This is a genomic window from Xanthomarina gelatinilytica (assembly GCF_000348685.1).
GTDB lineage: Bacteria > Bacteroidota > Bacteroidia > Flavobacteriales > Flavobacteriaceae > Xanthomarina > Xanthomarina gelatinilytica.
Genome location: NZ_ANLA01000015.1, coordinates 87,035 through 113,418, shown reverse-complemented (window position 1 = coordinate 113,418; position 26,384 = coordinate 87,035). Strand labels below are relative to the sequence as shown.

Below are 26,384 nucleotides of genomic sequence, written 5' to 3'. Positions count from 1 at the left end.
AAACATTTTACAAAAATGTCAGAGCAAGATAACCTGCAAGAAGCAGATGGAAAGAAAGAATCAACAGTTTCAACAGCAAACCCGAAAGATTCTAAAACAACAACACAAGAAATTACAGACAAACACGAAGACCCAGAAAACGATGATAAGGTAATTTCTGAAATAGAGGAATCCAACGCTGAAGATGCTGAAGATGAAGGAAGTGCAGATAGACATTCCATAGTTAAAAAGGACTATGATAAAATGTCTTTGGAAGAGCTTGCAGACGAATTGGAACAGCTTGTAAAAACCCATAAGGTTCAAGCTATAAAATCTCATGTAGAAGACATTAGAAGTGAATTCAAATCAAAATTCAGCACACTTTTAGAAGAAAAAAAGGAAGAATTCTTAAACGATGGTGGTAACGAAATAGATTTTTTCTACTCCAACCCTATTCAAAAAAGATACAAAGACACTATAAAAGAATACCGAACCAAACTTAATGCACACTATAAAAGTTTGGAAAAAAGCCTTAAGGACAATTTAGCTGAAAGATTGGAGATTATTGAAGAGATTAAAGGCCTTATTAACGTTGAGGAAAACATAAACACCACCTACAAACATTTTAAAGATTTGCAGGAAAGGTGGCGAAATGCTGGACCAATCCCTAGAGACAAATACAACAATGCTTGGAACAGTTACCATCATCATGTAGAAATTTTTTACGATTTCCTTCATTTAAATCGCGATTTAAGGGATTTGGATTTTAAGCATAATCTGGAGCAAAAACTAAAAATTATTGAGCGTGCCGAAGAGTTGGCTCAAGACAACGATTTAAATAGGGCCTTTAGGGAATTGCAAGTTTTACATAAAATGTGGAAAGAAGAGCTTGGTCCTGTAGATAAAGAATATAGGGAAGACATATGGAAACGCTTTAAAGCTGCCACAAAAAAAATTCACGACAAGCGTCAGGTGTACTTTGAACAACTGGACAAGGAATACGAAAAAAACCTAGAGACCAAACAGGCCATTATAGAGAATATTAAAGTTCTTGCAGAAAAAGGCGCAAAAACACATAACGAATGGCAGAAAAAAATCAAGGAAGTTGAAGCCTTACGCAACGAGTTTTTTGGTGCAGGAAAAGTTCCTATCAAGGTTAACGAAGCCACATGGGCTGCCTTTAAAACAGCTGTTAGAAATTTCAACAAAAAGAAAAACGCCTATTATAAAAACCTTAAAAAAGACCAGTACGAAAACCTTCAGAAGAAATTAGATCTCATAAAAATCGCTGAAGACAATAAAGACTGTGACGACTTTGAGGCTACCACTCCATTAATGAAGAAAATTCAAAGCGACTGGAAAAAAATAGGTCATGTTCCCAGAAAAAACAGCGATAAAATCTGGAACCAATTTAAAACAGCTTGCAACCATTATTTCGACAAGCTACATGCAGCCAAAAACGAAGCCAACAAAGAAGAGTTTGAAGCTTATGAAGCTAAAGTGAAACTACTGGAAGAGATAAAAAACCTGGAACTTTCCGGAAACAAAGAAACCGATTTGGAGACCATAAAAACGCATATAGACAAATGGAAATCCATTGGCAATGTTCCTTCCAGCAAAAGATATATTGAAGGGAAACTAAACAAAACCTTGGATAGCTATTTTAAAAGTTTAAAACTAAACAAGACAGAAGCCGAACTTATTAAATTCGACAACAAACTGGAAGTTTTAAACAATGCTGAAGACACTAGACACTTGGATAACGAACGCTCTTTTATAAGCAAAAAGATCAAGGAAGTAAAAAGCGAAATCAATCAATTGGAAAACAATTTACAGTTTTTCACTAATGTTGATGAAAGCAATCCGTTGGTAAAGGAAGTGATAGACAACATTCAAAAACACAAAGACACTTTAGCACTTTGGAAAACCAAATTGAGCAAAATCAAAGAATTATATTAAATCTATAAGGCAACTAAAAACATTAAATCCTATTTGTTCAAAATAAGAAAACTTATTTGGCAAATAGGATTTAATCTAACTAAACTAACTAAACAGTTATTTTTTTCCCAACTAAAAAATAACCTACTTATTTTTTTGAATGACCTTTAAAAGGTAAGAATTTAAGCTATTAATCTACTACTTATGATATATAAGTGCCATTCAATTACTATATATACGCACAGGATGTTATTTTGGATTACAAGATTTAAAATTTATTACTTTTTTTTAGCTTCTTCCCAAAATACATCCATTTCAGATAAGGTCATGTCTTTTAAATCTTTTTTTAAAGTCTTTGCTTTCGCTTCTAGATATTGAAACCGTTTTGAAAACTTTTTATTGGTTCGTTCCAGAGCATTTTCAGGATTGATTTTTAAAAACCTGGCATAATTTACCATAGAAAACAACACATCTCCAAATTCATTTTCCATGGCTTCTTTATCACCTTTTTGGACCTCCTGCTTAAACTCATTTAGCTCCTCCTCTACTTTTTCCCAAACTTGGTTTGACTGTTCCCAATCAAAACCTACGCCAGCCACTTTATCTTGAATTCTGTTGGCCTTTACCAGAGCAGGCAAACTCTTTGGAACTCCTTCCAATACGCTGGTTTTGCCTTCCTTCAGCTTTAATTTTTCCCAATTACGCTTAACGTCCTCTTCATCTTCAACCACAACATCACTATATATATGTGGATGTCTGTCAATTAATTTGTCGCAAATAGTGTTACAAACATCTGCAATATCAAAATGCTTGGTTTCACTTCCTATTTTAGAGTAAAACACTATATGCAAGAGGACATCACCAAGTTCTTTTTTTACTTCGTTTAAATCGTTGTCCAGAATGGCATCCCCAAGCTCATATGTTTCTTCAATGGTAAGGTGTCTTAAACTTTGCATGGTTTGTTTCCGGTCCCAAGGACATTGTTCCCTTAATTCGTCCATGATGGTCAATAAACGATCGAAAGCTTTTAGTTGGTCTTCTCTGGAGTTCATGTGTGATGTTTTGATAAAATTACAATATTTAAAGGGATTTACTGGATTTGCAAAAACAAAAAAATCCAGCATGATGGCTAGATTTTTAATTGTGATTTAAAATTGGTATATGCTTATTATTCTTCTTCGTTGGAAACAGTTTCATCTACCTCAAAGTCCAACATATCGTGTTTATGAAGTAAATTATACCATTGCACCACTTTTTTGATATCGCTTGCATACACGCGATCTTCGTCATAATCTGGCAAAACTTCAAAGAAATATTCTTCCAAAGCCTCTTTACTATCTTTATGATTGATTGGTGTTTGGTTTCCGTTTTCTTTTTCTTTAATCTTTTTAAAAACCTCGCGTAAAGGCACTTCTTCGGTTAAGGTATAGATAGCGATTTCACTTAACACGCTTACGTTTTGATGAATGTTTACAGATAGTCTTTTTTTATCCAATAAAGATTCTGCAATAAATCCACCACGTGTTTGTGTAATTAACTTATACAATCCTGGTTTTCCCGAAATGGCTAATACTTTTTCTAAACTCATAATTACTTTTTAAGGAGCGCAAATATGCTACGTTTGATATATTAAAACAAATATTATCGTTTCTTTTTTTGGTTAGGAAAACGCATTCTGTAATCCACACTAATTTTTCCTTTGGAAATGTTGGCCAGTTTTCCTTTTATTAAACGTTTTTTTAAGGTGGATAGTTTATCTGTAAACAAAATCCCTTCTATATGATCGTATTCATGCTGAATAACCCTAGCAATTAATCCTGTAAAGGTTTCGGTATGTTTTTCAAAGTTTTCATCAACATATGTGATGGTGATGGTAGGTTTTCTAAAAACATCTTCCCTCACGTCTGGAATGCTTAAACAACCTTCATTAAAAGCCCATTCATCACCTTCTTCATTTATTATTTGTGCGTTTATAAAGGTACGCTTAAAAGCTTTTAGTTCTTTTTGTTCTTCTGGAGACAAAGCTTCGTCTTCAGCAAAAGGAGAGGTGTCAACAATAAACAACCTTATTGGCAGCCCAATTTGTGGTGCAGCCAATCCAACACCATAAGCACCATCCATGGTTTCGTACATGTTATCTATAAGCTCCTTTAGGTTTGGATAATCTTTGTTGATCTCTTCTCCCAATTTCTTTAACACAGGATCGCCATAGGCTACAATAGGTAATATCATTTTATGTTTTTTGAAAAATTCACTGCAAAAATACAATCTTTAATTTAGATATATAAAAAAACTCCTTTTCAATTGAAAAGGAGTTTTAACCTCGAATTTATAAAAAGAATATTAGCACATTTTGCTTTTATCGGCAATAAAGAACAGATCTACTTCGCCTTTTAATTTGGAATTGATTTTCGCATTTAAGATATCTTTCTTTTTTGCAGCAACATTGTTTGCATCATCCTCATGAACAGTAGCTGCATTCAAAACAACTTCTGTTATAACAGGTTGTGTCTCAACTTGGTTTTGTGCATGACTATTAAATGTACTTAAAAGGGCTACAAAAATTAAAATCAAAAATGGTTTCATGTCGTAATTGTTTTCTTGTGACAGGACAAATATATATTCGACAAACGGTATAAAAAGAATAAATTTGTTGAAAGCCAACGTATAATCGATGATATGATAAAGGCATGTGTTTCATCGACAAACGTACTGCCCATAAACCTTTACAATTGGTTTTTTATCGATAAATCAATACTCGCAACAAATTGGCAAACAGCTTAAAAACATGTTCCTAAGAGATTTTCCATTGGTATGCAATACTTGTTTTTTTTAATATTTTCAGTCTATTTGAAATTAAACTGATGGACATAAAAAAACTCCTTTTCAATTGAAAAGGAGTTTCTATTTAAAAAAGCTTAAAGCTGTTATTTCATTATAATCACTTTCTTGGTTATGGTAGAAGATCCTGCTTCTATTTTAAGCAAGTAAACACCATTAGTTAACGCAGATGCGTTTATTTCCTTTCGGCTTACATTATCTATATTCAAGCTAAGTACTTTTTTACCAGTAATATCGTACATACTCGCTGTTCCACTTAAATAGGAACCAAACATCAAATGAATGCTGTTGCTGGAGACCAACGGATTAGGAAAAACCTTCGTGGATTTCACCACTTGGTCCACTTCGCCAATGGATAAGGTTTCCTGTGTTAAATCGCCATTGGTATACTCACAGGTTCCCACGCCAAAATCGGCCACAAAATAATTGATATTTGCTATAGGGCTTCCAGAGGTTAAATCGTAAATGGCATAAGCGCTTTCACAAACCATCAAATTGAATTCACTGGTTCCAACCATAACCGTTGTTGGTCTTTCACCACATGTTGGTCCACTAGGACTGTAAAAAAAGTACAAGGATGATCCGTTTGTAAAACCAGTTGGAGGACAAAATTGTGCATTGGCCTGGTTAAAACCAAACACAGTCAATGCCGTCAATAAAAATAAGTAGTAATGTTTCATAAGTTTCGTAATTGGGATTATTATGAAGCAAATATATACTTGCGATAAATGTGAATTAAAAGATTTAGTTAAACTGAAATTAAATAACGACAAATTGAATAAACCTGCAAATATAATCGGTAAAATGCACTGTTTAAAGGAGGTTTAAGGCTGTTTTTATTTGGAATACAGGTAACTTTGAAGGATTAAGGTAGCACTTATCTCATCTAACAGAGCTTTATTTTTACGTTTCTTTTTCGACAAACCACTATCTATCATGGTTTGAAAAGCCATTTTTGAAGTAAATCTTTCATCAACTCTTTCAATTGGAATTTTAGGGAACGCTTTTGTTAATTTTTCAAGAAACGGAATGATGAGAGCCTCACTTTCAGAAGGTTCATTATTCATTTGTTTGGGCTCACCTACTACAAATAACTCCACTTGTTCTGTAGCTGTGTAGTTTTTTAAAAAGGTAATCAAATCTTTTGTGGCAACTGTTTCAAGACCAGATGCAATAAGTTGCAATTCATCTGTAACAGCTATTCCTGTTTTCACTTTCCCAAAATCTATGGCCAAAATTCTTCCCATGAGACAAAGTTAACATTTAAAAAGACATGACAAGCCAACTCTTTTTAATTCGTGGTTTTCTGTAGGCTTCTAAATGGGTTTTTATTTGAATAACTTTAGAGATTTCAATTATAGGATTATCTTTGCGAAAACACTATTAAAACAATTATGAAACAACTACAGCAAATAATAGAAAATGCTTGGAATGACCGAAGCTTGTTAACCGATAAAATAACCATAGACAGCATAAGAAGTGTTATAGACCTTTTGGATGAAGGCACTCTAAGGGTTGCCGAACCTACAAGTAAAGGTTGGCAAGTAAACGAATGGGTAAAAAAAGCTGTGGTATTGTATTTTCCAATACAAAAAATGGAAACTTTTGAAGTGGGTATTTTTGAGTATCATGATAAAATCCCTTTAAAAACCGGTTATGCAGACAAAGGCATTCGTGTGGTACCTCATGCTGTAGCAAGACATGGTGCTTACATTTCAAAAGGTGTGATCATGATGCCAAGTTATGTAAATATTGGTGCTTATGTAGATGAAGGTACCATGGTAGACACTTGGGCAACTGTTGGAAGTTGTGCACAAATTGGCAAAAACGTCCATCTTTCTGGTGGTGTTGGTATTGGTGGTGTTTTGGAGCCTTTGCAAGCGGCTCCTGTAATTATTGAAGATGGTGCATTTATAGGGTCGCGCTGTATTGTGGTTGAAGGTGTAAAAGTGGAAGAAGAGGCCGTTTTAGGCGCCAATGTGGTTTTAACCATGAGTACAAAAATTATAGATGTTACTGGAGATGAACCAGTGGAAACCAAAGGTGTTATTCCAGCAAGATCTGTAGTAATTCCCGGAAGCTACACTAAAAAGTTCAAGGCAGGAGAGTTTCAAGTGCCTTGCGCCTTGATTATTGGAAAACGTAAAGAAAGTACCAACAAAAAGACCTCTTTAAACGATGCCTTACGTGAGTATGGTGTAGCTGTGTAAGCTCACTTTTTTATGATTTAAACCTCATCTTTCTTCCTGAACGACGTAGTTTTTTGGAATTTATTTTCTTTTGAAAAGCCCGACTGTGTTTTAACATCAAAGCATAGGTTTCCTCACTTGTTTTATGGTATAACTTTGAATAGGTTTCAGACATAATTTTTATCATGGTTTTAGACAACCATAAACGTCTGAAATTATGCATGCGTTTATTAAAATCCATGGTTTCAAAACGCATCCTGTTTAAATCGATTAAATAAAAATCGTAACGATTATCAGGTTTTTCAACAATTAAAGTGTTCCCAGGAGAATGGTCTAAAAAATTGATGTTGTTTTCGTGTAACTGAAAGGTGAATTCCGTAAACTGTTGCAGAATCCTTTTTCTGTTGGGAAATAAAGGCTTGTGAATTAATTCCCTAAAATCAAAATCGTAATCAACCTGCTTGCTTATATAATAACTGGTTTTAAGACCAAACACATTGGTGTTTTCTACATAAGCAATGGGAAAAGGTGTTAAAATATTGCAAGCCATCAGCTTATTGGCATATTCAAAAGAGCGCTTGGCTTTCGATTTCCTAAGGTATTTGTACACAAAACCATTAAAACCATTTGGTATTTTAAACGACTTGACATTAATGGACTCTCCACCTGCTTCAAACTGTTTGATAACGTTTCTTTGACCTACGGTTATCTCTTTTCCGGAGGTTTCAAAATCTGTAACAACAGCTTGTAAAGCTTTACTTAAATGTTGGTATTTTGGGTGAATGTGTATAATTATATCCGTATTAAGAATTTTCTCAAAGATATGTTAATTGATATTTTAATAAAAGTAGAAAATATAATACTTTGCAGGTAATTAAGTTTTAATTATAAATTCCCTCTTTGCTGGGGAAGCGCCATGAAAAAAATACTTGTCATACAAAACAAACGTATAGGAGATGTTTTAATAGCGTCTGTAATTGCACAAAACATGAAAAAAATCTATCCAGATAGTGTTATAGATTTTTTGGTATACGACTATACAGTAGGTGTAATTGAAAACAATCCTGCCATAGACCACATTATTGAAGTAAACGACAAAGAATTAAAAAAACTTGGCAATTTAAAACAGCTCATCCAAACCGTAAAAAACAGAAAGTACGATATTATTTTCGATCCTTATTCCAAACTACAAAGCCGACTTATTTGTTTTTTTTCCAAAGCGCCAATAAGGATTGGTTTTCAAAAAAGAGGCAAAAATCCCATACTTAAATTTTACACACACCATGTGCCGTTATTGGAAGAAAAATCAAACATATGTGGCAAAGCCATAGAAGACAGGGTCAATATGGTGACTTCTGTTTTCAATCTACCAGAACAGCAAATAGATTTTGAGCCAAAAATTGTTTTAACCGAAGAAGAAAAACAATACAACAAACTGGATGCCTACAACAAACCTGCAATTATGCTAGGGGTTTTAGGGAGCACACCTCAAAAATCCATGCCTTATGAATACATCGTACAACTGGTAGATTTTATTACTGAAAAGTATCAGGTGAATGTGCTTTTTAACTATGCTCCTAACCAAAAAGAAGATGCGCTTAGTATTTATGAATCCTGTAAAAACAAAGACAACATCATTATAGATATTTATGAAGACAGTATTCGTGGTTTTATTAAACTCATGAATACATGTGAGTTGCTGGTTGGAAACGAAGGTGGTATAGTACATATAGCAAAAGCCTTAAACAAGCCTACGTTCACCATTTTCTCTCCTTATGTGATGAAAGATCATTGGGCCAGTTTTGAAGATGGCAAAAAACACGCATCCATTCACTTAATGGAAGAAAAACCAGAATTATATAACGAAAACAGCGTTGAAAACAGACGGAAAATTGAAGCAGACCCAAGCTTTATGTACAAACAATTAACACCTGAACTTATTATACCCAAACTAGAACAGTTTTTATCAATAAATTTAAAAAACCAAACATGAATGACTATTCTAGATAAATTTAATAATTGGCGAAGGAAACAACGTTGGAACAGACAATACAAACAAGGTCGTTGGGATAGTTTAAAAAAACCCATTGAAGCAACGCGATATCATACCATTAAAGAGTTTATAGATACTTATGGCAAAAAGCAACCAAGTATTTTGGACTTGGGTTCTGGTGAAGGGGTTTTAAACGAATATCTGGCAGCGAATTCTTACCAGTATTTTTTAGGAGTGGATTTTTCCAAAGTTTCTATAGAAAAAGCCAAAATCAAGCAGTTTCCTCATTCAGAGTTTATGTCGGCCGACATTCATAGTTATAAACCTAGCAGAAAATTTGATATCATTATTTTCAACGAAGTCTTTTATTATATCCATAATTCACAAAAAGAACATGTCCTACAACGCATGTTAAATCAGTTAGAAGAAAATGGTATACTTATAGTTTCCATTTACAGGGAAGGAACAAGTTGCTGGGAGTATTTTAAAAACTTACAATGTATCGATTTTAAAGTTGTAACAACTGAAGAGGAAAAGACCTATTGGAAAATTGGTGCTTATAAAACCATTACTTCTTAACAATCCCAAAATTGGTCCATACTCGCTTTTCAGTCTTTGTAGTCTTCCTAATGGCCAAATTTTTATTGATGGATTCCTGGTTTTTGTAACCACGTGGATGATCTAAATGAATACAAACAGCACTATAGCGAATTTGTTTTCCCTTGATGCCCAAATTCATTAAACGCTCTCCCAATTCCCTGTCTTGTCCACCATATTGCATGCGCTCATCAAAACCATTTATGGCCACAATATCTTTTTTCCATCCTGAGGCATTATGACCATTCCAACTCGCGTTTGTTGGTGTTATGGCGTTTAAAAACCAAGACTTAAACCCTTTTGCTGTTAATTTGTTGTTTTTAAAAGACGGCTTTAAGCCATGGAATTTCAACCATGCTACATTAAAACAATCTCCATTCATAATAGATTCTTTAGTAATGGCTTTAGAAATGTCCATAGGCAGCATAAAATAACCACCAGATAAAAAATAACCTATTTCCCTCTCCTTAATATGCACCTCTACAAAATCTTCCCTTGGAATACAATCGCCATCAGACATTAAAATATACTCAGCCTGACAATTTACAATGGCCTTATTTAAAATTTGTGATTTTTGAAACCCATTGTCTTCATGCCATACATGGGTTATGGGGTAAAACACTTCTTTTTTAAAGGCTTCAATAAGGTCTATGGTTTCTTGTTTAGAACCGTCATCTGCAATAACAACCTCGAAGTTTTGATACGTTTGATTGTTATATCCATGCAACACTTTTGCCAACCACTCTGGGGAATTATAGGTACTAATTATTACAGAAATAGCAATCTCGCTCATTAATTTGTTGTTTATGCAGCGCAAAGATAAGCATATTTCAGGTATTAGTTTTATGAGTTTAAAAAGGATTGATTAGAATTAAAAACTGTTATATTTGAATAGACAGCTTTTTAATTGCACAACCTGAAGTCACACCTAATTTACTGTTGCCCACTTTAAAAAATTCACAAATGAAAAAATTAAAATGGATATTTGCTCTGTTTATATTGATTTCTTGCCATAAGGATAATCAAGTTGACAAGCTTGTCCCTTCTTCTCATATAAAATATTTTGGCTTTACATTAATTGATACTTTTTGGGATGACCCAACCGATAATGAACAAAAAACGAATTATATAGATGAAGTGTTTGGATTTTCAAATGTTGCTGATATTTTGGTTGTGAACCCTTCAGACAACATTGTTGCTAGAATGACAGAAATGAACCATTTACAAGTTAAAAGTATTTTACATGTGTCGGAACTATTTTTTGAATGGATTGGCACTTCCAGCCCTTCTGGATCCGAATATGGCTTAAGACCAGATTATCAATCACGATGGGACGAATTTATAAACGCGAATAATTTACAAGACAACCAGGAGTTCATTCAATCATTTTATATTGGAGAAGAACCAACTTGGAACGGCATATCGTATTCAGAATTAAAATTGGCAACCGATTATGTAAAATTGACAATACCAGATATCCCAATAATGATAGTTGAGGCTTATCCAATAATCGATCTCCTTAAAGTGCCAAATTCCGTAGATTGGATTGGTTTTGATCACTATTTTGTAGAAGATCCAAAAACTGATGTTTTATATTTAAACGAATTGAACACTTTAAAATCCAAATTTACCACTTCAGAACAGAAGCTGGTACTTATTATGGATACCCATTATATAAGTGACTTTCACGGAGATTATGGAGGAATTGCATTGAACGACATGGATAAAGTTGCCAATAGTTATTATGACCTGGCAAAATCCGAACCCAAAACAATTGCCATACTGGGTTATTTTTGGCCTAGCGGATTTGATAACCCAGAATCAATTGGAGCCAGGAACATGCCAGAAACCATAAAAGAAAATTACTTCCGTATAGGAAAAGAAATAACTGGAAAAAATTGAGAACACATTGCAAAATTAATGAGCTAAAATTTTTTTTAATCCTTAAATTGGAATGAAACACATCTAAATAACAGGAGCTACAGACAATATAGGTCGCGAGATCATTCCTTATCTGGTTCAAACAAGCACTAATTCCAAAATAATTGTTGCTGTTAGAAATATTAAAACAGCTAAAATCCACTTTAAAAACTATCCTGCTCTGGAATATAGAGCCTTCGATTTTAAAAACACGGTTTATTGTAATTCTGCTTTTAAAAATATTGATGTTTTATTCCTGTTAAGACCTCCACATATTTCAGAGGTTGAGACTTATTTTAATCCACTTTTACAATCTGCCAAAGAAAACAATATCAAAAAAAATTGTTTTCCTTTCTGTGCAAGGAGCAGAAAAGAGCAAAATTATTCCTCACCATAGAATAGAAAACCTCATAAAAACACTTGGCTTTAATTACATTTTTGTAAGACCAAGTTATTTTATGCAAAACCTAACCACTGCACTGCTTCCCGAGATTAAAGAACATCAAAGCATTACATTGCCTTCTGGAAAAGGGGTATTTAATTGGATTGATGTAAAAAATATTGCCGAGGCAATTGCCTTTTTAATTGAGGATTTTGATAAGTATAAAAACAAGGCTTACGAAATTACAGGAAGCGAAAACAAAAATTTTTATGACATTGCAACATTAATAACTAACATCACTGGAATAAAAATTCAATATAAAAGCATCAATCCCATTCGTTTTTATTTCAAAAAAAGAAAAGAAGGATTGGAAAAACCGTTCGCATTGGTAATGACCATGCTTCATTTTTTGCCTAGAATTGAAAAAGCTCCAAACATTACAACAAATTTTAAAGATATTACAGGCAAACAACCTACGTTGTTAAAAGATTTTATTGAACGTGAAAAAACAATATTCAATGGGTAAAATAACAAACGAGCCAATTTAAGCCAAAACAACAAATTAGCAGACTAAAAAACCATGTACAAACTAGGATTTGAAACCTAAACTATATTATAAAATACAGTTAATAACCTTAGTTGCAACAATATACTTTTCAAGTTAAATCCAATTAAATTCTTTTAAATTTGAACATTCAATTTTTATTGTTTAAACTAAAACCAAAATGATTAAAAAAATAACCTACTTAGCTACCTTTCTTTTGTTACTTAATTGTGGTGGTACAATTAAAACAACTACCTATTCAAACCAATCCAATTCAAAATTTAAAAGAGCTTATATTATTTCAAGTGATAACTCTCAATATATAAAGTTCAAATTCGGAAGTTTTAAGCCTTATGGCTACGTTGCTCCAATAGATGAATCTTCTGAAACCAATGACGTTATAGGAAACACAGACACCATTATAAAACAAGAATTAGAAAAACACGGAATTCAAGCATTGATTGGAAAAAAAGGGGATTCTCCAGAAAATTTTGATTTAATTGTTACATATAATGATACATGGAGATGGGATTTTAAAAAAATATTGGACAAACTTGAAATTGTTTTTATTTCACCCGAAGGAGATAGTATCATTGCAAAATCAACTTACAATATATACAAAAACAAAGAACTTCATAATTTCCCAACACCAGAAAAAGAAGTTCCAAAAATGATTAAAGAATTATTAGATTTAAAATAAAAAAACTAACTTGTCTTACTTAAAATGCTCTCAGCATGAACTCAACAGTAAAAAACATTTTAGCAGTCGTTGCAGGATTGGTTATTGGTAGCATTGTCAATATGGGACTCATTACCATAAGCGGTTCTATAATTCCTCCTCCAGAAGGAGTTGATAACACCACCATGGAAGGATTAAAAGAATCCATGCACTTGTTCCAACCCAAACATTTTATATTTCCATTTCTGGCACATGCTTTAGGAACTCTGGTTGGAGCCTTTATTGCTTCAAAAATTGCAACCACCCGAAAAATGACTTTTGCAATGGTTATTGGTGTCTTTTTCTTAATTGGTGGTATAACTAGTGTCATAATGTTGCCTTCTCCTACTTGGTTTTCCATCTTAGACATTGTTGTTGCATACATTCCCATGGCTTGGATTGGAGGAAAGTTAGCTATTAAATAAATTGCATCTTAACCATTAGCAATAAAAACAACTATTAAACTTCAATTTAAAATTGTAATTTTGAGGCATTGTTTGCCATGAAAACCCATAATGGGTATTAGACTAACAAGGTTCAATACCTAACCAAACAATTGAATATCTAATTAAAAGGTTCCTGATAAATCAAAAATAGATGAAACTATCTGTCATCATTCCTACCTTCAACGAAGAAGCCTATTTAAAAAATGCGCTTCGTTCGGTTTCTTTTGCAGATGAAATTATTGTGATAGACTCCTTAAGCACAGACAAGACAGTGGAAATAGCTGAAACTTTTGGTTGTAAGGTGTTACACAGAAAATTCGATAATTTTTCCAATCAGAAAAATCATGCGCTGCAATACGCAACAGGAAATTGGGTTTTATTTATTGATGGTGACGAACGCATTACCTACAAGTTAAAACAAGAAATCCTTCAAGCCATGGAAACTGGAAAGCATGCTGGCTACAAGCTTAATTTTCCACATTTTTACATGAATAGGTTTTTGTACCATCATAGTGATAATGTGACCCGTTTGGTCCTTAGGGAAAAATGCCGATTTGAAGGTTCCGTTCACGAAAAACTGATTGTAGACGGAAGCATTGGCAAGCTTAAAAACCCTGTTTTACATTTTACCTACAAAGGCTTGATGCATTATATTAGCAAAAAAGACAGTTATGCATGGTTTCAAGCAAAACAACTTTTAAACAAAGGCAAAAAAGCCACATATTTTCACTTAGCCTTTAAGCCTTTTTACCGTTTTTTTAGCAGTTATATTTTACGTGGTGGTTTTAGGGATGGCATTCCTGGTTTGGCAGTTGCCAGCATTAATGCGTATGGTGTATTTTCACGTTATGTGAAACTCATTCTTCTCCAAAAAGGCATGAAATAATCAAAACCATAGCTTACCATATTTTATTTTCCGTTTAAAAGTGGTCAAACTATCCTCTCCTTTAATATCCAATCGCTGAATTTCGTAATTGTTTTTAAAAGGAAAAGCATTTACCCTATTCCCTATCCGTAAACCATAGGCTATCTTATTTTGGTGCAATAAATTAAAAAACCGTGTTTTGGCTTCCCCTTTCCTTGGATACTTTCCATAAGGATAAGCCAAGGTATTGTGTATTTCCAAGTTATTTTTAAGTATAAAGTCTTTGCTCAAATCAAAATCTGCTTGAATCTCTTCAGCAGTCATTTGGCTGTAATTGTTATGGGCAAAACTGTGCAGCCCTAGCTCAACAACATCAGAATCTAAAGATTGTAATTGCGAAACAGACATAATAGGTTCTTTGTTTGTGTTCCATATATCTGTTTTGTTTACATATTTTAAAGGCACATAAAAACAAGCTTTCAAACCATACTTTTTAAGCAAAGGATAAGCCAATTCCAACTGGTTCACATACACATCGTCAAATGTGATAATGATGGCTTTTTCAGGAAACTGTTTAGGGCCTTTTATATTTTGAAGTTCTTTAAAATGAAGCGACTGGTAACCGTTTTCTTTTAAGTAAGCAAATTGCTCCTCCAGTTTTGAAATTGCAATAGTTAAGCCATGACTTTCTTGAAGATTCCTGCTCACGCTATGATACATTAATATGGGAAGTTTTGGCATGGCTTATTTAAAATGGAAAATCTTTATATTTTGATTACTTTTGACACAAATATATAAAGCCATGAGCAATATATTTGATAAATCTGAAATTTTATAAATGATAAGCGCTTTAGCTATAACCTACAACGAAGAATCTAACATTGAAAGTTACATTGAAAGCTTGTCTTTTGCTGATGAAATTGTTATAGTGGACTCTTTTAGTACTGACAATACAGTAGCTTTAGCCAAAAAACACAATGTCACAGTGGTACAAAGGCCATTTGATAATTTTTCCAATCAAAAAAACCATGCCATTTCACTTGCCAAAAACGATTGGATTGTGTTCTTTGATTTAGACGAAAAAATCTCCGATGCTCTTGCCAATGAGATAGTTTCCAAGGTAAATTCCAAAAACCCCTTAAAAGCCTATAAAGTAAAGCGCAATTTTATTTTTATGGGTAAAAGCTTAAAGTATAGTGGGTTTCAAACAGATGAAGTAATTAGATTGTTTCATAAAGATTATTGTAAATACAATGGAAACGCTGTTCACGAAACCATTGAAACTTCAGAAAAAGTAGGGCTTTTAAAAAACACCTCAGATCATAACACCTACAAAGGGTTTGATGCTTACAATCAGAAATTAAGTCAATATAGCAAATTGCAGGCCCAGCAATTGTTCCAAAAAAACCTACGCCCTAACTTGTACCATTTCCTGTTTAGGCCTTGGTACAGGTTTATGCACCAATATTTTTTAAGATTAGGAATTTTAGATGGCAAAGAAGGTTTTATATTAGCATACATCAATGCCTTTTCGGTGTTTAAACGTTATATTCAGCTTTGGTTGATGTATAGAAAAATAGATTGATTTTTATGAGACTCTTACAAATTACAGCATCAAATGTCTGGAGAGGACACGAACAGCAAATAGTGTATTATTATGATGAATTCAATCCAAAAATTGAACATCAGGTTTTGCTTTGCCCCACCAATACACGTCTGGCAGAAATTGCTGAAGAAAAAAATTACAATTTTTACAGTTTGCCATATCATTCTAAAGCCAAAAAGCTTTGGGTTAGTACCATAAACAAGATTGTAAAAGAGCATGAAATAGATATTATTTTGATACATAACAGCAAAGCGCACACCCTTTGCATCATGCATTCGTTGCTGTATCGATCTAAAATTCCCATGGTATTTTTTAGGACTTTAATTAAAAAAGTAGACACCAACCCACTTAGAAAATGGAAATACAATTACAAACACCTTAAAAAATTGGTTTGTGTCTCTCAAGCAGTGATTGATGTTTTAAAACCAGCCATAAAAGATCATTCCAGATTGAGTATTGTTGGAAGCGCCACAGACATCAGTGAATTTCCTAAAAAAGAAGCCACAGGCTTACTACATCGTGAATTTCAATTACCTGAGGATACCGTTTTAATAGGAAATATATCAGCTTTTGTACCTTTTAAGGACCATTACACCTTTGTGAATGCAGCAAAAATTATAAAATCCAAGAAACCAAATGTTAAATTTGTTCTTGTAGGTAAAGGCGAATTGGAAAACGAGATTAAAGCCTATGTAAAGGAATTAGGTCTTGAAAACGACTTTATTTTTACTGGTTTCAGGAAAGACATTCCCGAAATTTTCCCAGAATTTGATGTTTTTATGTTCACTTCCAAATTGGAACCAACAGGAGGTGTTTTGTTGGAAGCCTACAATTGCCATGTGCCTGTTGTAGCAACAAATTACGGAGGGATTCCTGAAGTAGTTGCAGATGGGAAAACAGGAATTTTATGCGAAAAAGAAAATGCCAATGCCTTTGCCGAAGCAACCCTTAAAATATTGGAAGACAAAAACTTAAGAGAGCAACTTGTGCTTCAAGGCGAAAAGCATTTATTGGCTCACTTTACAAAAGAAATCATAGCAGAAAAAATGCAGAAAGAACTACAGGAAGTTCTTAAACAGACTTCAAGTTAAAAACATTTTCTATCCAACCTGCCAAGGTGTATTTATACAAAACATCTTTGGGTATTTCCTCATAGGGCGTTTTAAAGAAAGCATCTGGAATTTGAATGTTATGGACATCTACAACTGCTATGTTGTTAGGATTATAAAAATCGTAGTGAACAATATCCGCATTGGTTGTAATTAATTTTTTCTTATAACCCAAAGATTCAAAAACCCTAAAGCTAAGACCATATTGGTTTTCTTTTTGTATATCCAACAACACATCTGCTTCCAGTAAATACTCTTTTACTTTAGTTAAAGGAATATATTCTTGAATAAAGGTTACCAAAGAAGATGTTTCAGCCTTTTCTTTTCTAACTAGGATTGTGTAGTCCAACTCTTTGCTTTTAAAATAAGACGCCATTTTTTCCAAGCTTTCAAAACGCTCGTCGTAAGATGAAATATTAAATATTTTACATGTAGAGCTTTTAAACTTCGCACTATTAAAATCGTAAATAAAGTTTGTTATAAATGTAAGGTTGTATTTTTCAACATCTTCTTTTTCATAACTAAAAACAGTATCGAAATAAGGAATTAAACTACTTTTTTCAGGAAAATTGGAGATGGCATCAAAAAAAAAGGAATAGTAATTTTTAGCATAAGCCTTTAAGGCTATAACGGTTTCCAGTTCTAATTTATCTGGCCTAACAACTATAATAAAATCTTGTACTCCATTAGATTTTACTGTGTTTAAAACTACTTTTGATTTATAAAGGTCTTTGATGTTTTTTTTTAAGACCAGTTTTCTAAAAAGATTAAGAAGTTTATCAAATACAGATGAGTAAGTGTATTTAATATTGGAATAGTTAATAAAAACAGCCTGTGTTTCTGGAAGGGATTGTAATTCTTTTAAAAGAAAATCTAAATAGCCAAAAGATTCTGGAGCGATTAAGGTAATTTTCCTCATAGGTTGTTTTTATATATGTCTTATTTTAAAACTTTAAGGACCTGTTCTTCTATATGGCTAATTGAAAAAGGCTCCAAAACTTCTTTTGATGCTTCGCTTACTTCTTCCCACACAGTTTCATCTTGGTACAATTTAAGAATTTTATTAGCCAAACCTTGAGCTGTAGTATCAATAACATGGTCTGCTTGTGCTTTAAAATCAAAACCTTCAGCACCTATTGGTGTGGTAACCAATGGCAAACCATACTCCAAACTTTGTCCTATTTTACCTTTTACTCCTGCACCATAACGCAATGGAGCCACAAACACTCTGGATGTATTGAAATACTCTGAAATATCTTCTACATAACCCAATACTTTAAAACGATCTGAATTGAGGTCCAGCATGTCTTTGGTTGGGTAACTTCCAACAATGGTTACTTTAATATGTTTATTTTTTTTCCAGACCAATGGCATGATGTCGTGATACAAAAAAAGCACAGCATCCTGGTTGGGTTTATGGGAAAACCCTCCTACAAAAAACAAGCCTTCCCTATGCTTGAATGGTGTTTTTTTAACATCCAGAAATTGATGGACATTCCCAATGGTTACCATTTTGTGTTCTTCTGAATAAAATTCCTTTAAGGCGTTTTTATCCTGTTCCGAAATGGTTATGATTTTATTGGCCAACCTACAATTTTCAACCTCAATGTCAAGATATTTTTCAGCTTCCATTTTAGTTTTGGAATCCTTGGTGTTTTCCCATTCCCTAATAAATCTCAAATAGTGAAAATCAACCATGTCATAAATCAATTTAATGGATTTGTTGGAAGAGACCAACTGTGAGTAAGTTTTAAACACATCTGCTCGATGCAACCAGGCAAAATCAATTTTAGGCAAAATGGCTTCTATAAAAGTCTCTTTTGTAACAAAAGCTCCTGTTTGGTCAATAGAAGGCTCATAAACCACAACCCCCAATTTCCTGTAATGCGCCACGTAATCGGTATTGTATTTATATTCTTTTTTATCGGCTATTAAAAAAACACCAAAACCATGGCTCAATAAAATATTTATAATCTTAAACAAACGCCTGGAACCAGAATCTTTATCAAATTCTGGAATAATGGAATCTATTATCAAAACATTTTTGTTGGCATAAGGGATTTTAGAAAAATCCAATACCTTTTTTGCTTTGGTTAAGGCAACTTTAAGTTGATGGTTTTTATATTTTAATCTGAGGTCTTTATAAATTGACATAGGTGTAAATATTTCTTCAAGGAATTAATTTACAAAACAAAAGTAGGTATTTACTTGAAACTATTTGGTGTTTCTTATTTTGTTTCATGAGAATAAATTATTTTTGGATTTCCATTAAAATAATTTGAAACATGTCTCAACCACTAATATCCATTATTGTTCCTTGTTATAATGTAGAAGCCTTTATAAAAAAAGGCCTACAAAGTATCTATCTACAAACATATACGAATTGGGAATGCATTTTGGTTGACGATGGCAGTAAAGATAATGTTAGTGGCGAAATCGATATTTGGGTAAAAAAAGATTCACGCTATAAATACATCTATCAAGACAACGAAGGAGTCTCCAGCGCTAGAAACAAAGGTCTTGATCATGCCACAGGCGATTATATCCTTTTTTTTGATCCGGACGATCTTTTTTCAACCAATGCATTAGAAAATTTAATTTCACTTGCCAAAGATGATATCGATATCATTATTGGTAAAAACGCCATTACCAATGGACAAAATTATGATATTGTAGAGTACTTGGTTCATTATTCCAAACCCTTACTAAAAGTATCGAACCAAGATAAAAATTTGATTAAAATCGTTGTTGAAGAACCCATTATCTGTGTTGCCTGGAACAAACTTTACAGAAGGGATTTTTTAAAAACCCATAATTTGAAATTTAAAAAAGGGGTTTTACACGAAGACGAATTATGGTTTTTTGAAACGCTATTTAAAGCAAATGCCGTTATATTTAACAATGAACCCACTTATTTCTATAATGTTACCAATTTAAACTCTGTAATTAATAATATGGGGTTAAAAAACCTAAAATCTTATTTGGAAATAATTGAATACATATATGAGCAGTATTATAAAACCGAAACCAACAAGACCAATAAAGAACTTATTTCAATTTATATTACACATTTAAAAATAAAAGCCATTCTGCATTGTTACAAACAGCTTAACAAAAAAGACAGGCTTGAAGCAAAACCAATTATTGAAGCTTGTTTTGGACGTGTAACACCTGTTAGAACAAAAAAAATACTTGCAGACTCTTTTGAAACATTACATTACCATTTTAAATTGGTAAAATTATTATCGCCTAACCTTATATTAAGGTATCTACGCTACTATAAATCTTCACGTATCATGAGACAAATAAAAGCAAAATGGATTTTAAAGAAGGCCACAAAGACAAACAACTCCAAAAACAGGACAATAGTAGATGTAAGGTAGCTTCATTCCACACTTTATTTTCTTTTAAGCCACTTTTTCCAATAATATTTAAATTGTTTCTTTTTGTATTTTCTATAGCGTTTTCTTAATACCTTATTTGCAGGTTTGCTTAACACATTATGTTTGAGCAAAGGTTTAATGGTATTCAGTGTCATTTTTATGGTTTGAATCTCATCAGCACCAGACCATGCACCTTGGCTATGAACCCTGTAAACACCCATTTCTTCTTCAAATCTTTTAATTTTCAAGTCCTTGATCTGAATTAAAAACAATGGCCAATCGCCTACTGGTAAATAATTAAACCAGTCTTGCAATTTAAAGTTATTTCTTAAAACTATGGTATTGGTCCTGATGTAGTTGGTTCTTGCCAGGTCTACTATGGTACTTGTTTCAGGTTCATCTTTATTAAGAATATCATGTTCCAATTGTTGTGTATCTTGATAAAATATTTTGGAATTATGGAAACAAGAGCCATAATCTGGATGTGCCTCTAAAAAATCCACTTGTTTTTGAAGTTTAAAAGGGTCAATCCAATAATCGTCTCCCTCACACAAAGCAATATATTTACCTTGAGCCCTAGGAAACACATAATTAGCCCATGGCTTTTTAAATTTTGAAAATTGATTTTCTGTTTGAAGAATAGGAACTATCCTGCTATCTTTTTCTGCATATTCCCTAATAATTTCAGCCGTATTATCGGTTGAGGCATCATCGTGAACAATAATTTCTATAGGAAAACTTGTTTGTTGCAACAAAAACCCATCCAAGGTCTGATTAATGTACTTTTCATGATTAAATGTGGTGCAGCAAATACTTAACAAAGGGTTCATTTATTCAGTTTCTTTTATTTTTCTGGCCGGATTTCCAACTAGAACGCATTTTTCCGGAAAAGATTTTGTAACGTTAGATTTAGCTCCTACAATACAATCGTTACCAATACTAAGGTTTAATGGAATAATCAAGGAATTCATTCCTAACAACACACGTTCACCTATGTTACAATAAGAACCTACCATAGCCAAAGAAGACATATAGCAAGCGTCTGCTAAAGTAGCATGGTGTGCCACCAAACTATTAAAGTCAATAACACAATCGTTGCCCAAGGTACAATTGGTGCTAATTTTAGCATTTAAATGAATAAAACAACCTTGACCTAAAGTTGCCGAAGGGCTTATAAACGCTCTAGGGTGAATTAAATTTGGGGTATGTGCTCCAAGGTTGCGCAATTTACTGGCAATTTCATGTCGCATTTTGTTGTTTCCCATAGTTACAGCAAAGTTTTTCCCTGTTATATCTTTTTGGTACAAATCTTCTGTACAACCTATTATAGGATAACCTAACACTTTTTCACCCAAACGCTCGTGATTGTAATGGTACAAACCCTTAATATTAAAACCACAATCCTGAGCTAATTCTATGATCACTTCTGTATAGTTTCCAACTCCAATTAAATAAATATCTTTTTTCACTTTAATTTAGGTTTTTATTGATTAAACAAGAGATTGTTTCCACTTGATTTTCTTTCAATTCATAATATAAGGGCAAACATAAAATACATTTGGATATACCTTCGGAAACAGGCATGGGTTGGTTATCAAGATAAGGCAGTTTATTTAACGAGGGATAAAAATACCGTCTTGGGTAAACCTTATGTGCATTTAAAACTTTCTGTATGTTTAAAAGTTGTGCTTCATTTTCAAAAACCACAGGAATATAACTGTAATTATAGGTTGTATGCTCTCTGATACTTTGAAACCTCAAACGCGAATCCAAAAGCTCTTGATACAATTCAAACAATAATTTTCTTCTGTTAAAAATGGCTTCCAAATATGGCCAAACAGCCAATCCCATAGCTGCTTGTATTTCACTCATTTTAGCATTAATACCAATACCTTGAAACTGTTCTGGACCATCATGACCAAAATTATGATGATAAAACAACTTATTAAATAGTCTTTTATCGTTGGTAAAAACAGCTCCTCCTTCAGCTGTATGGAAAATTTTAGTAGCATGAAAACTACAAGTACTCACATCTCCATAATTAAACATGGATGTTCCTTTGTATCTTACTCCAAAACTATGAGCTGCATCGTAAATAACCTTTAAATCGTGTTTTTTTGCTATCTTTTCAATAGCTTCAACATGACATGGATTTCCAAACACATGAGTGGCTAGGATGGCAGAGGTTTTGTCTGAAATTTTTTCCTCAATTTTTTTAGGGTCAATAGTAAAAGTGTCAACATCTATATCAACAAAAACTGGTGTCAACCCTTCCCAAACAATACTAGATGTTGTTGCAACATAACTAAAAGGCGTGGTAATAATTTCACCTGTTAAATCCAGGGCTTTTATGGCAATTTGCAATGGCAAGGTACCATTAGTGGTAGCTATAACTGGAACCGTTTGATAGGTGGAAGTGATTTTATGTTCCAGTTCCTTAACCAATTCTCCTCTGTTGGTCATCCAACTGTTATCCCAAGCTCTTTTTAAAATCTCTTGATACTCCTTTTGCTTTGGTAAAAACACCTTGGTTACGTTAATCTGTTCCGATTCTATCATTAATGGTTTGGGTTTATCTTACAAAATTAAACTAATTTCTGCATTTAAGTTTTATATATATTATTTTTACACCTACAATTTATTGATTCTTATGTTTCAAAAAGAAGTTCAAGAAAGTTTTAAAGTATTAAAACAAGGTGGCCTTATTCTTTACCCTACAGATACCGTTTGGGGAATAGGCTGCGATGCTACAAACGAAGCTGCAGTGGAGAAAGTGTTCAAGCTTAAACAGCGTCATGACAGCAAAGCACTTATTTGTTTGGTGGCAGACGATAGAATGCTAAAAAAATATGTTAAAAAAATTCCTGATGCAGCATTTGACATTATGGATATTGAAGACAACCCTATTACCATTATCTACGACGAGCCACTAAATTTAGCTAAAAACTTAATCGCGAAAGACAATACCATTGCCATAAGAATTCCAGATAATGACTTTTGTTTCCATCTGCTTCGGAAATTTAATGGTGCTATTGTTTCTACCTCAGCAAATATTAGTGGACAAGCTACGCCAAAATCCTTTAAAGAAATACATGAAGACATTTTAAAAGGTGTGGACTATGTTGTAAATTTGCCAGATGAAAAAATAGGTGCTAATCCATCGTCTATTATTAAATTGAGCAATGATGGAAAAGTACAGGTTATAAGAAAATAAATTCCCAATTTCAAGTACCAAAAGCCAAAAACCCTTTTTGAAGTTTTGTTCTTGTATATTTTGGAATTTGAAACACATATGAATTACAAACAAGCTTTAACCCATCCAATTTTTAAGATTATTTCGCAATCTGCAAAAGAACTTCAACTAGATGCTTATGTTATTGGTGGTTTTGTACGCGATTTTATCTTACAACGTGGTTCTGCAAAAGATATAGATATTGTAGCTATTGGTTCTGGAATTGAATTGGCTAAACAAGTGGCTAAAAATTTACCAAACAACCCTAAAGTTCAAGTTTTTAAAACCTATGGTACTGCCATGTTGCGTTTTGAAGATATTGAAATTGAATTTGTAGGTGCCAGAAAAGAAAGTTATCACAAAGACAGTAGAAATCCCATTGTGGAAAATGGCACACTGGAAGACGACCAAAACCGTCGTGACTTTACCATAAATGCTTTAGCCTTGGATTTATCTGAAGAAAAATTTGGAGATCTTTTAGACCCTTTCAATGGCATCCAAGATTTAAAAAATGCCATTATTAGAACTCCCCTTAACCCAGATATTACCTATAGTGACGACCCTTTACGTATGATGCGAGCCATAAGGTTTGCCACTCAGTTACATTTTGAAATTGAAGAAGCCAGCTTAAAGGCCATTTCAAAAAACAATCATCGTATCGAGATTATAACCAAGGAACGCATTGTTGTGGAACTAAACAAAATTTTGGAAAGCAACAAACCATCCATTGGTTTTTTATTGCTTGAAAAAACAGGTTTATTGGATTATATTTTACCGGAATTAACAGCCTTAAAAGGTATTGACGAAGTAGAAGGTCAAAGACATAAGGACAATTTTTATCACACATTGGAGGTTGTTGATAATATTAGCAAAAAAACAGATAACCTCTGGTTGCGTTGGGCTGCGTTATTACACGACATAGGCAAGGCTCCAACCAAAAAATTTCATAAAAAAATTGGCTGGACCTTTCATGGCCATGAGTTTAAAGGCTCTAAAATGGTGTATCAATTATTTAAACGCCTAAAAATGCCTTTGAATGACAAAATGAAATTTGTTCAAAAATTGGTTTTAATGAGTTCTCGTCCTATTGCCATTGCAGATGACATAGCTACAGATTCGGCTGTGAGACGATTGGTTTTTGATGCAGGTGACCATATTGAAGATTTAATGACACTTTGCGAAGCTGATATCACCACAAAAAATCCGGTTAGATTTAAAAAATATCATAACAATTTTAAAAACGTTAGAAAAAAAATAGTTGAAGTAGAAGAACGTGACCATATAAGAAATTTTCAACCTCCTGTTTCTGGAGAAATCATTATGGAAACTTTTAACTTAAAGCCTTGTAGGGAAATAGGCATAATTAAAGAGACCATTAAAGAAGCAATTTTGGAAGGTGTTATTCCAAACGATTATGATGCTGCTTACCAATTGATGTTGAAAGAAGGGAAACGTTTGGGCTTGGAAAAAAGTAAATAGTGGTCAGTAAATAAAAATTAAAAAATCGTGTATTCGTGGCAAAACAAAAAGACAACAAAAACGTAATCTACTGGCTTTTAACAGGCTGTATTTTAATCTTTATCATGGTAGTGGTTGGAGGCATTACCAGGTTAACAGACTCTGGTTTATCCATTTCGAATTATAAATTGATAACGGGAACCATTCCTCCCATTGGAGAAGCAGAATGGCAGGAAGCTTTTGAGCTGTACCAACAATATCCAGAATACCAAAAACTCCATTCACATTTTACCCTAGAAGATTTTAAAGGAATCTATTTTTGGGAATGGTTGCACAGAGTTATTGGTAGATTAATAGGATTGGTCTTTATTTTTCCATTTATCTATTTTTTAATTACCAAACAACTCACCAAAAAAACCATCAAAAAATGCCTTGTTTTATTGGTACTTGGAGGTTTCCAAGGGTTTTTGGGTTGGTATATGGTAAAGAGCGGATTGGTTGACATGCCAGACGTAAGCCATTTTAGACTGGCTGCACATTTAACAACGGCCTTTTTAACCTTTGCTGCAACCTTATGGGTTGCTTTGGATTTAATGTATCCTAATAAAAAAATTATTGACAAAAAATTCAGGAATCTAATTATAGTCAGTTATTTAGCACTTATTTTCCAAATAGTGTATGGCGCTTTTGTTGCAGGACTTAAAGCTGGATTGTTGCATAACCATTGGCCTTTTATGAACGAAGGAAAATTTATGCATGAGACCGTTTATATTTTGGAACCTTTTTATAAAAACCTTATAGAAAACCCAAGTGGCATTCAGTTTATACATAGAACCTTTGCCTATGTTGTGGTGGTTTTTATTTTAATTATTTGGTATCAAGGCAAAAAAATGAGCTTAACAAAGCTACAAAACAAAGCTTTAGATGCCTTGTTTATTCTTGTTTTTGTTCAGTTCCTATTGGGTGTTTTAACCATCATCTATCAAGTGCCATTGTGGTTGGGTGTTGCACATCAGGTTGGTGCATTTTTCTTGCTTTCGGCAATGACCTTTACCTTACATCGCTTTAGCAAATAAATCAAAGTGTTTCAATTTTTAAATGTCAGAAATATTTAAAGTTTGGTTTGGCCTGCCCAACCGTTAAAATGGACATTTTGTTTTTGGAATTTTATAATATGAATAAAT

General features: G+C 33.2%; 29 protein-coding genes. 15 read left to right on the top strand and 14 right to left on the bottom strand.

From position 1 onward, the window contains the following. Positions 1–15 precede the first annotated feature (15 nt). On the top strand, positions 16–1,938 hold the full coding sequence (locus D778_RS09905; protein WP_007650229.1) for a DUF349 domain-containing protein: 1,923 nt from the start codon (positions 16–18) through the stop codon (positions 1,936–1,938). 257 nt (positions 1,939–2,195) lie between these two features. On the opposite strand, the gene mazG is transcribed toward D778_RS09905, so the two are convergent. From mazG to ruvX, 6 genes are all read right to left on the bottom strand, one after another. After that, complete coding sequence (gene mazG / locus D778_RS09900; RefSeq protein WP_040492150.1) at positions 2,196–2,969, bottom strand: nucleoside triphosphate pyrophosphohydrolase; 774 nt, start codon at positions 2,967–2,969, stop codon at positions 2,196–2,198. A 116-nt stretch (positions 2,970–3,085) separates the two neighbouring features. Further along, positions 3,086–3,505, bottom strand: coding sequence for a DUF5606 family protein (locus D778_RS09895; RefSeq protein WP_007650227.1), 420 nt, complete (start codon positions 3,503–3,505; stop codon positions 3,086–3,088). A 53-nt stretch (positions 3,506–3,558) separates the two neighbouring features. Further along, entirely contained in the window at positions 3,559–4,149 is a 591-nt protein-coding gene (def, locus tag D778_RS09890; RefSeq protein WP_007650226.1) for a peptide deformylase, read from the bottom strand. Positions 4,150–4,260: 111 nt separating this feature from the next. Continuing rightward, a complete protein-coding gene (locus D778_RS09885; RefSeq protein ID WP_007650225.1) occupies positions 4,261–4,503 on the bottom strand; it encodes a hypothetical protein in 243 nt (80 codons plus the stop codon). A 341-nt stretch (positions 4,504–4,844) separates the two neighbouring features. Further along, positions 4,845–5,438, bottom strand: coding sequence for a T9SS type A sorting domain-containing protein (locus tag D778_RS09880; protein ID WP_040492095.1), 594 nt, complete (start codon positions 5,436–5,438; stop codon positions 4,845–4,847). A 156-nt stretch (positions 5,439–5,594) separates the two neighbouring features. Beyond that, positions 5,595–6,005 carry a Holliday junction resolvase RuvX gene (gene ruvX / locus D778_RS09875; protein ID WP_007650223.1) on the bottom strand — a complete coding sequence of 137 codons (411 nt, stop codon included), beginning with the start codon at positions 6,003–6,005 and terminating at the stop codon, positions 5,595–5,597. Between the two features lie 147 nt (positions 6,006–6,152). Here ruvX and D778_RS09870 point away from each other — a divergent pair, with 147 nt between their 5' ends. Then, positions 6,153–6,968 carry a 2,3,4,5-tetrahydropyridine-2,6-dicarboxylate N-succinyltransferase gene (locus tag D778_RS09870; RefSeq protein WP_007650222.1) on the top strand — a complete coding sequence of 272 codons (816 nt, stop codon included), beginning with the start codon at positions 6,153–6,155 and terminating at the stop codon, positions 6,966–6,968. A gap of 10 nt (positions 6,969–6,978) precedes the next feature. On the opposite strand, the gene D778_RS09865 is transcribed toward D778_RS09870, so the two are convergent. Continuing rightward, the gene (locus D778_RS09865) at positions 6,979–7,557 is read right to left on the bottom strand and encodes a lipopolysaccharide kinase InaA family protein (protein ID WP_007650221.1); all 579 of its coding nucleotides are present in this window, start codon (positions 7,555–7,557) and stop codon (positions 6,979–6,981) included. 306 nt (positions 7,558–7,863) lie between these two features. Between D778_RS09865 and D778_RS09860 the strand changes: the two genes are divergently transcribed. Then, entirely contained in the window at positions 7,864–8,940 is a 1,077-nt protein-coding gene (locus D778_RS09860; protein WP_007650210.1) for a glycosyltransferase family 9 protein, read from the top strand. After that, on the top strand, positions 8,941–9,519 hold the full coding sequence (locus tag D778_RS09855; protein ID WP_007650208.1) for a class I SAM-dependent methyltransferase: 579 nt from the start codon (positions 8,941–8,943) through the stop codon (positions 9,517–9,519). It abuts the gene before it with no gap. On the opposite strand, the gene D778_RS09850 is transcribed toward D778_RS09855, so the two are convergent. Further along, the gene (locus tag D778_RS09850) at positions 9,509–10,330 is read right to left on the bottom strand and encodes a glycosyltransferase family 2 protein (protein ID WP_007650206.1); all 822 of its coding nucleotides are present in this window, start codon (positions 10,328–10,330) and stop codon (positions 9,509–9,511) included. The genes D778_RS09855 and D778_RS09850 overlap by 11 nt on opposite strands. 170 nt (positions 10,331–10,500) lie before the next feature. Here D778_RS09850 and D778_RS09845 point away from each other — a divergent pair, with 170 nt between their 5' ends. The 5 genes from D778_RS09845 (at position 10,501) to D778_RS09825 (ending at position 14,433) form a co-directional block, all read left to right on the top strand. Next, positions 10,501–11,439 (top strand): hypothetical protein, encoded by a 939-nt coding sequence (locus tag D778_RS09845; protein ID WP_007650204.1) that lies wholly within the window; start codon positions 10,501–10,503, stop codon positions 11,437–11,439. Between the two features lie 374 nt (positions 11,440–11,813). Beyond that, a complete protein-coding gene (locus D778_RS09840) occupies positions 11,814–12,365 on the top strand; it encodes an NmrA family NAD(P)-binding protein (RefSeq protein WP_162138295.1) in 552 nt (183 codons plus the stop codon). 199 nt (positions 12,366–12,564) lie between these two features. Next, positions 12,565–13,083, top strand: a complete 519-nt coding sequence (locus tag D778_RS14230) for a hypothetical protein (RefSeq protein ID WP_007650200.1) — start codon at positions 12,565–12,567, stop codon at positions 13,081–13,083. Positions 13,084–13,118: 35 nt separating this feature from the next. Beyond that, positions 13,119–13,526, top strand: coding sequence for a hypothetical protein (locus D778_RS09830; RefSeq protein WP_007650198.1), 408 nt, complete (start codon positions 13,119–13,121; stop codon positions 13,524–13,526). Positions 13,527–13,698: 172 nt separating this feature from the next. Further along, on the top strand, positions 13,699–14,433 hold the full coding sequence (locus D778_RS09825) for a glycosyltransferase family 2 protein (protein WP_007650196.1): 735 nt from the start codon (positions 13,699–13,701) through the stop codon (positions 14,431–14,433). On the opposite strand, the gene D778_RS09820 is transcribed toward D778_RS09825, so the two are convergent. Further along, the gene (locus D778_RS09820) at positions 14,434–15,153 is read right to left on the bottom strand and encodes a polysaccharide deacetylase family protein (protein WP_040492092.1); all 720 of its coding nucleotides are present in this window, start codon (positions 15,151–15,153) and stop codon (positions 14,434–14,436) included. A 97-nt stretch (positions 15,154–15,250) separates the two neighbouring features. Between D778_RS09820 and D778_RS09815 the strand changes: the two genes are divergently transcribed. Next, positions 15,251–15,997 (top strand): glycosyltransferase family 2 protein, encoded by a 747-nt coding sequence (locus D778_RS09815; protein WP_007650191.1) that lies wholly within the window; start codon positions 15,251–15,253, stop codon positions 15,995–15,997. A 5-nt stretch (positions 15,998–16,002) separates the two neighbouring features. Then, positions 16,003–17,109, top strand: coding sequence for a glycosyltransferase family 4 protein (locus tag D778_RS09810; protein WP_040492090.1), 1,107 nt, complete (start codon positions 16,003–16,005; stop codon positions 17,107–17,109). Here D778_RS09810 and D778_RS09805 read toward each other — a convergent pair. Further along, the gene (locus D778_RS09805) at positions 17,090–18,046 is read right to left on the bottom strand and encodes a WaaS/CpsH family glycosyltransferase (protein WP_007650188.1); all 957 of its coding nucleotides are present in this window, start codon (positions 18,044–18,046) and stop codon (positions 17,090–17,092) included. The two genes, D778_RS09810 and D778_RS09805, sit on opposite strands and share 20 nt — an antisense overlap. A gap of 20 nt (positions 18,047–18,066) precedes the next feature. Continuing rightward, positions 18,067–19,281, bottom strand: a complete 1,215-nt coding sequence (locus D778_RS09800; RefSeq protein WP_007650187.1) for a glycosyltransferase — start codon at positions 19,279–19,281, stop codon at positions 18,067–18,069. 131 nt (positions 19,282–19,412) lie between these two features. Here D778_RS09800 and D778_RS14225 point away from each other — a divergent pair, with 131 nt between their 5' ends. After that, a complete protein-coding gene (locus D778_RS14225; protein WP_007650185.1) occupies positions 19,413–20,510 on the top strand; it encodes a glycosyltransferase in 1,098 nt (365 codons plus the stop codon). A gap of 14 nt (positions 20,511–20,524) precedes the next feature. Here D778_RS14225 and D778_RS09790 read toward each other — a convergent pair whose 3' ends face one another. Genes D778_RS09790 through D778_RS09780 form a run of 3 tightly spaced genes read right to left on the bottom strand, consistent with a single transcriptional unit; the run spans position 20,525 to position 23,069 of the window. Next, the gene (locus D778_RS09790; RefSeq protein ID WP_007650178.1) at positions 20,525–21,340 is read right to left on the bottom strand and encodes a glycosyltransferase family 2 protein; all 816 of its coding nucleotides are present in this window, start codon (positions 21,338–21,340) and stop codon (positions 20,525–20,527) included. After that, positions 21,341–21,979, bottom strand: coding sequence for a NeuD/PglB/VioB family sugar acetyltransferase (locus tag D778_RS09785; protein WP_007650177.1), 639 nt, complete (start codon positions 21,977–21,979; stop codon positions 21,341–21,343). It abuts the gene before it with no gap. 1 nt (position 21,980) lies between these two features. Beyond that, on the bottom strand, positions 21,981–23,069 hold the full coding sequence (locus tag D778_RS09780; RefSeq protein WP_007650176.1) for a DegT/DnrJ/EryC1/StrS family aminotransferase: 1,089 nt from the start codon (positions 23,067–23,069) through the stop codon (positions 21,981–21,983). 91 nt (positions 23,070–23,160) lie between these two features. Between D778_RS09780 and D778_RS09775 the strand changes: the two genes are divergently transcribed. From D778_RS09775 to D778_RS09765, 3 genes are all read left to right on the top strand, one after another. Then, complete coding sequence (locus D778_RS09775; protein WP_007650175.1) at positions 23,161–23,724, top strand: L-threonylcarbamoyladenylate synthase; 564 nt, start codon at positions 23,161–23,163, stop codon at positions 23,722–23,724. A gap of 78 nt (positions 23,725–23,802) precedes the next feature. Then, the gene (locus D778_RS09770; RefSeq protein ID WP_007650174.1) at positions 23,803–25,221 is read left to right on the top strand and encodes a CCA tRNA nucleotidyltransferase; all 1,419 of its coding nucleotides are present in this window, start codon (positions 23,803–23,805) and stop codon (positions 25,219–25,221) included. A 35-nt stretch (positions 25,222–25,256) separates the two neighbouring features. Next, complete coding sequence (locus D778_RS09765; RefSeq protein WP_007650173.1) at positions 25,257–26,276, top strand: COX15/CtaA family protein; 1,020 nt, start codon at positions 25,257–25,259, stop codon at positions 26,274–26,276. Positions 26,277–26,384: the final 108 nt, after the last annotated feature.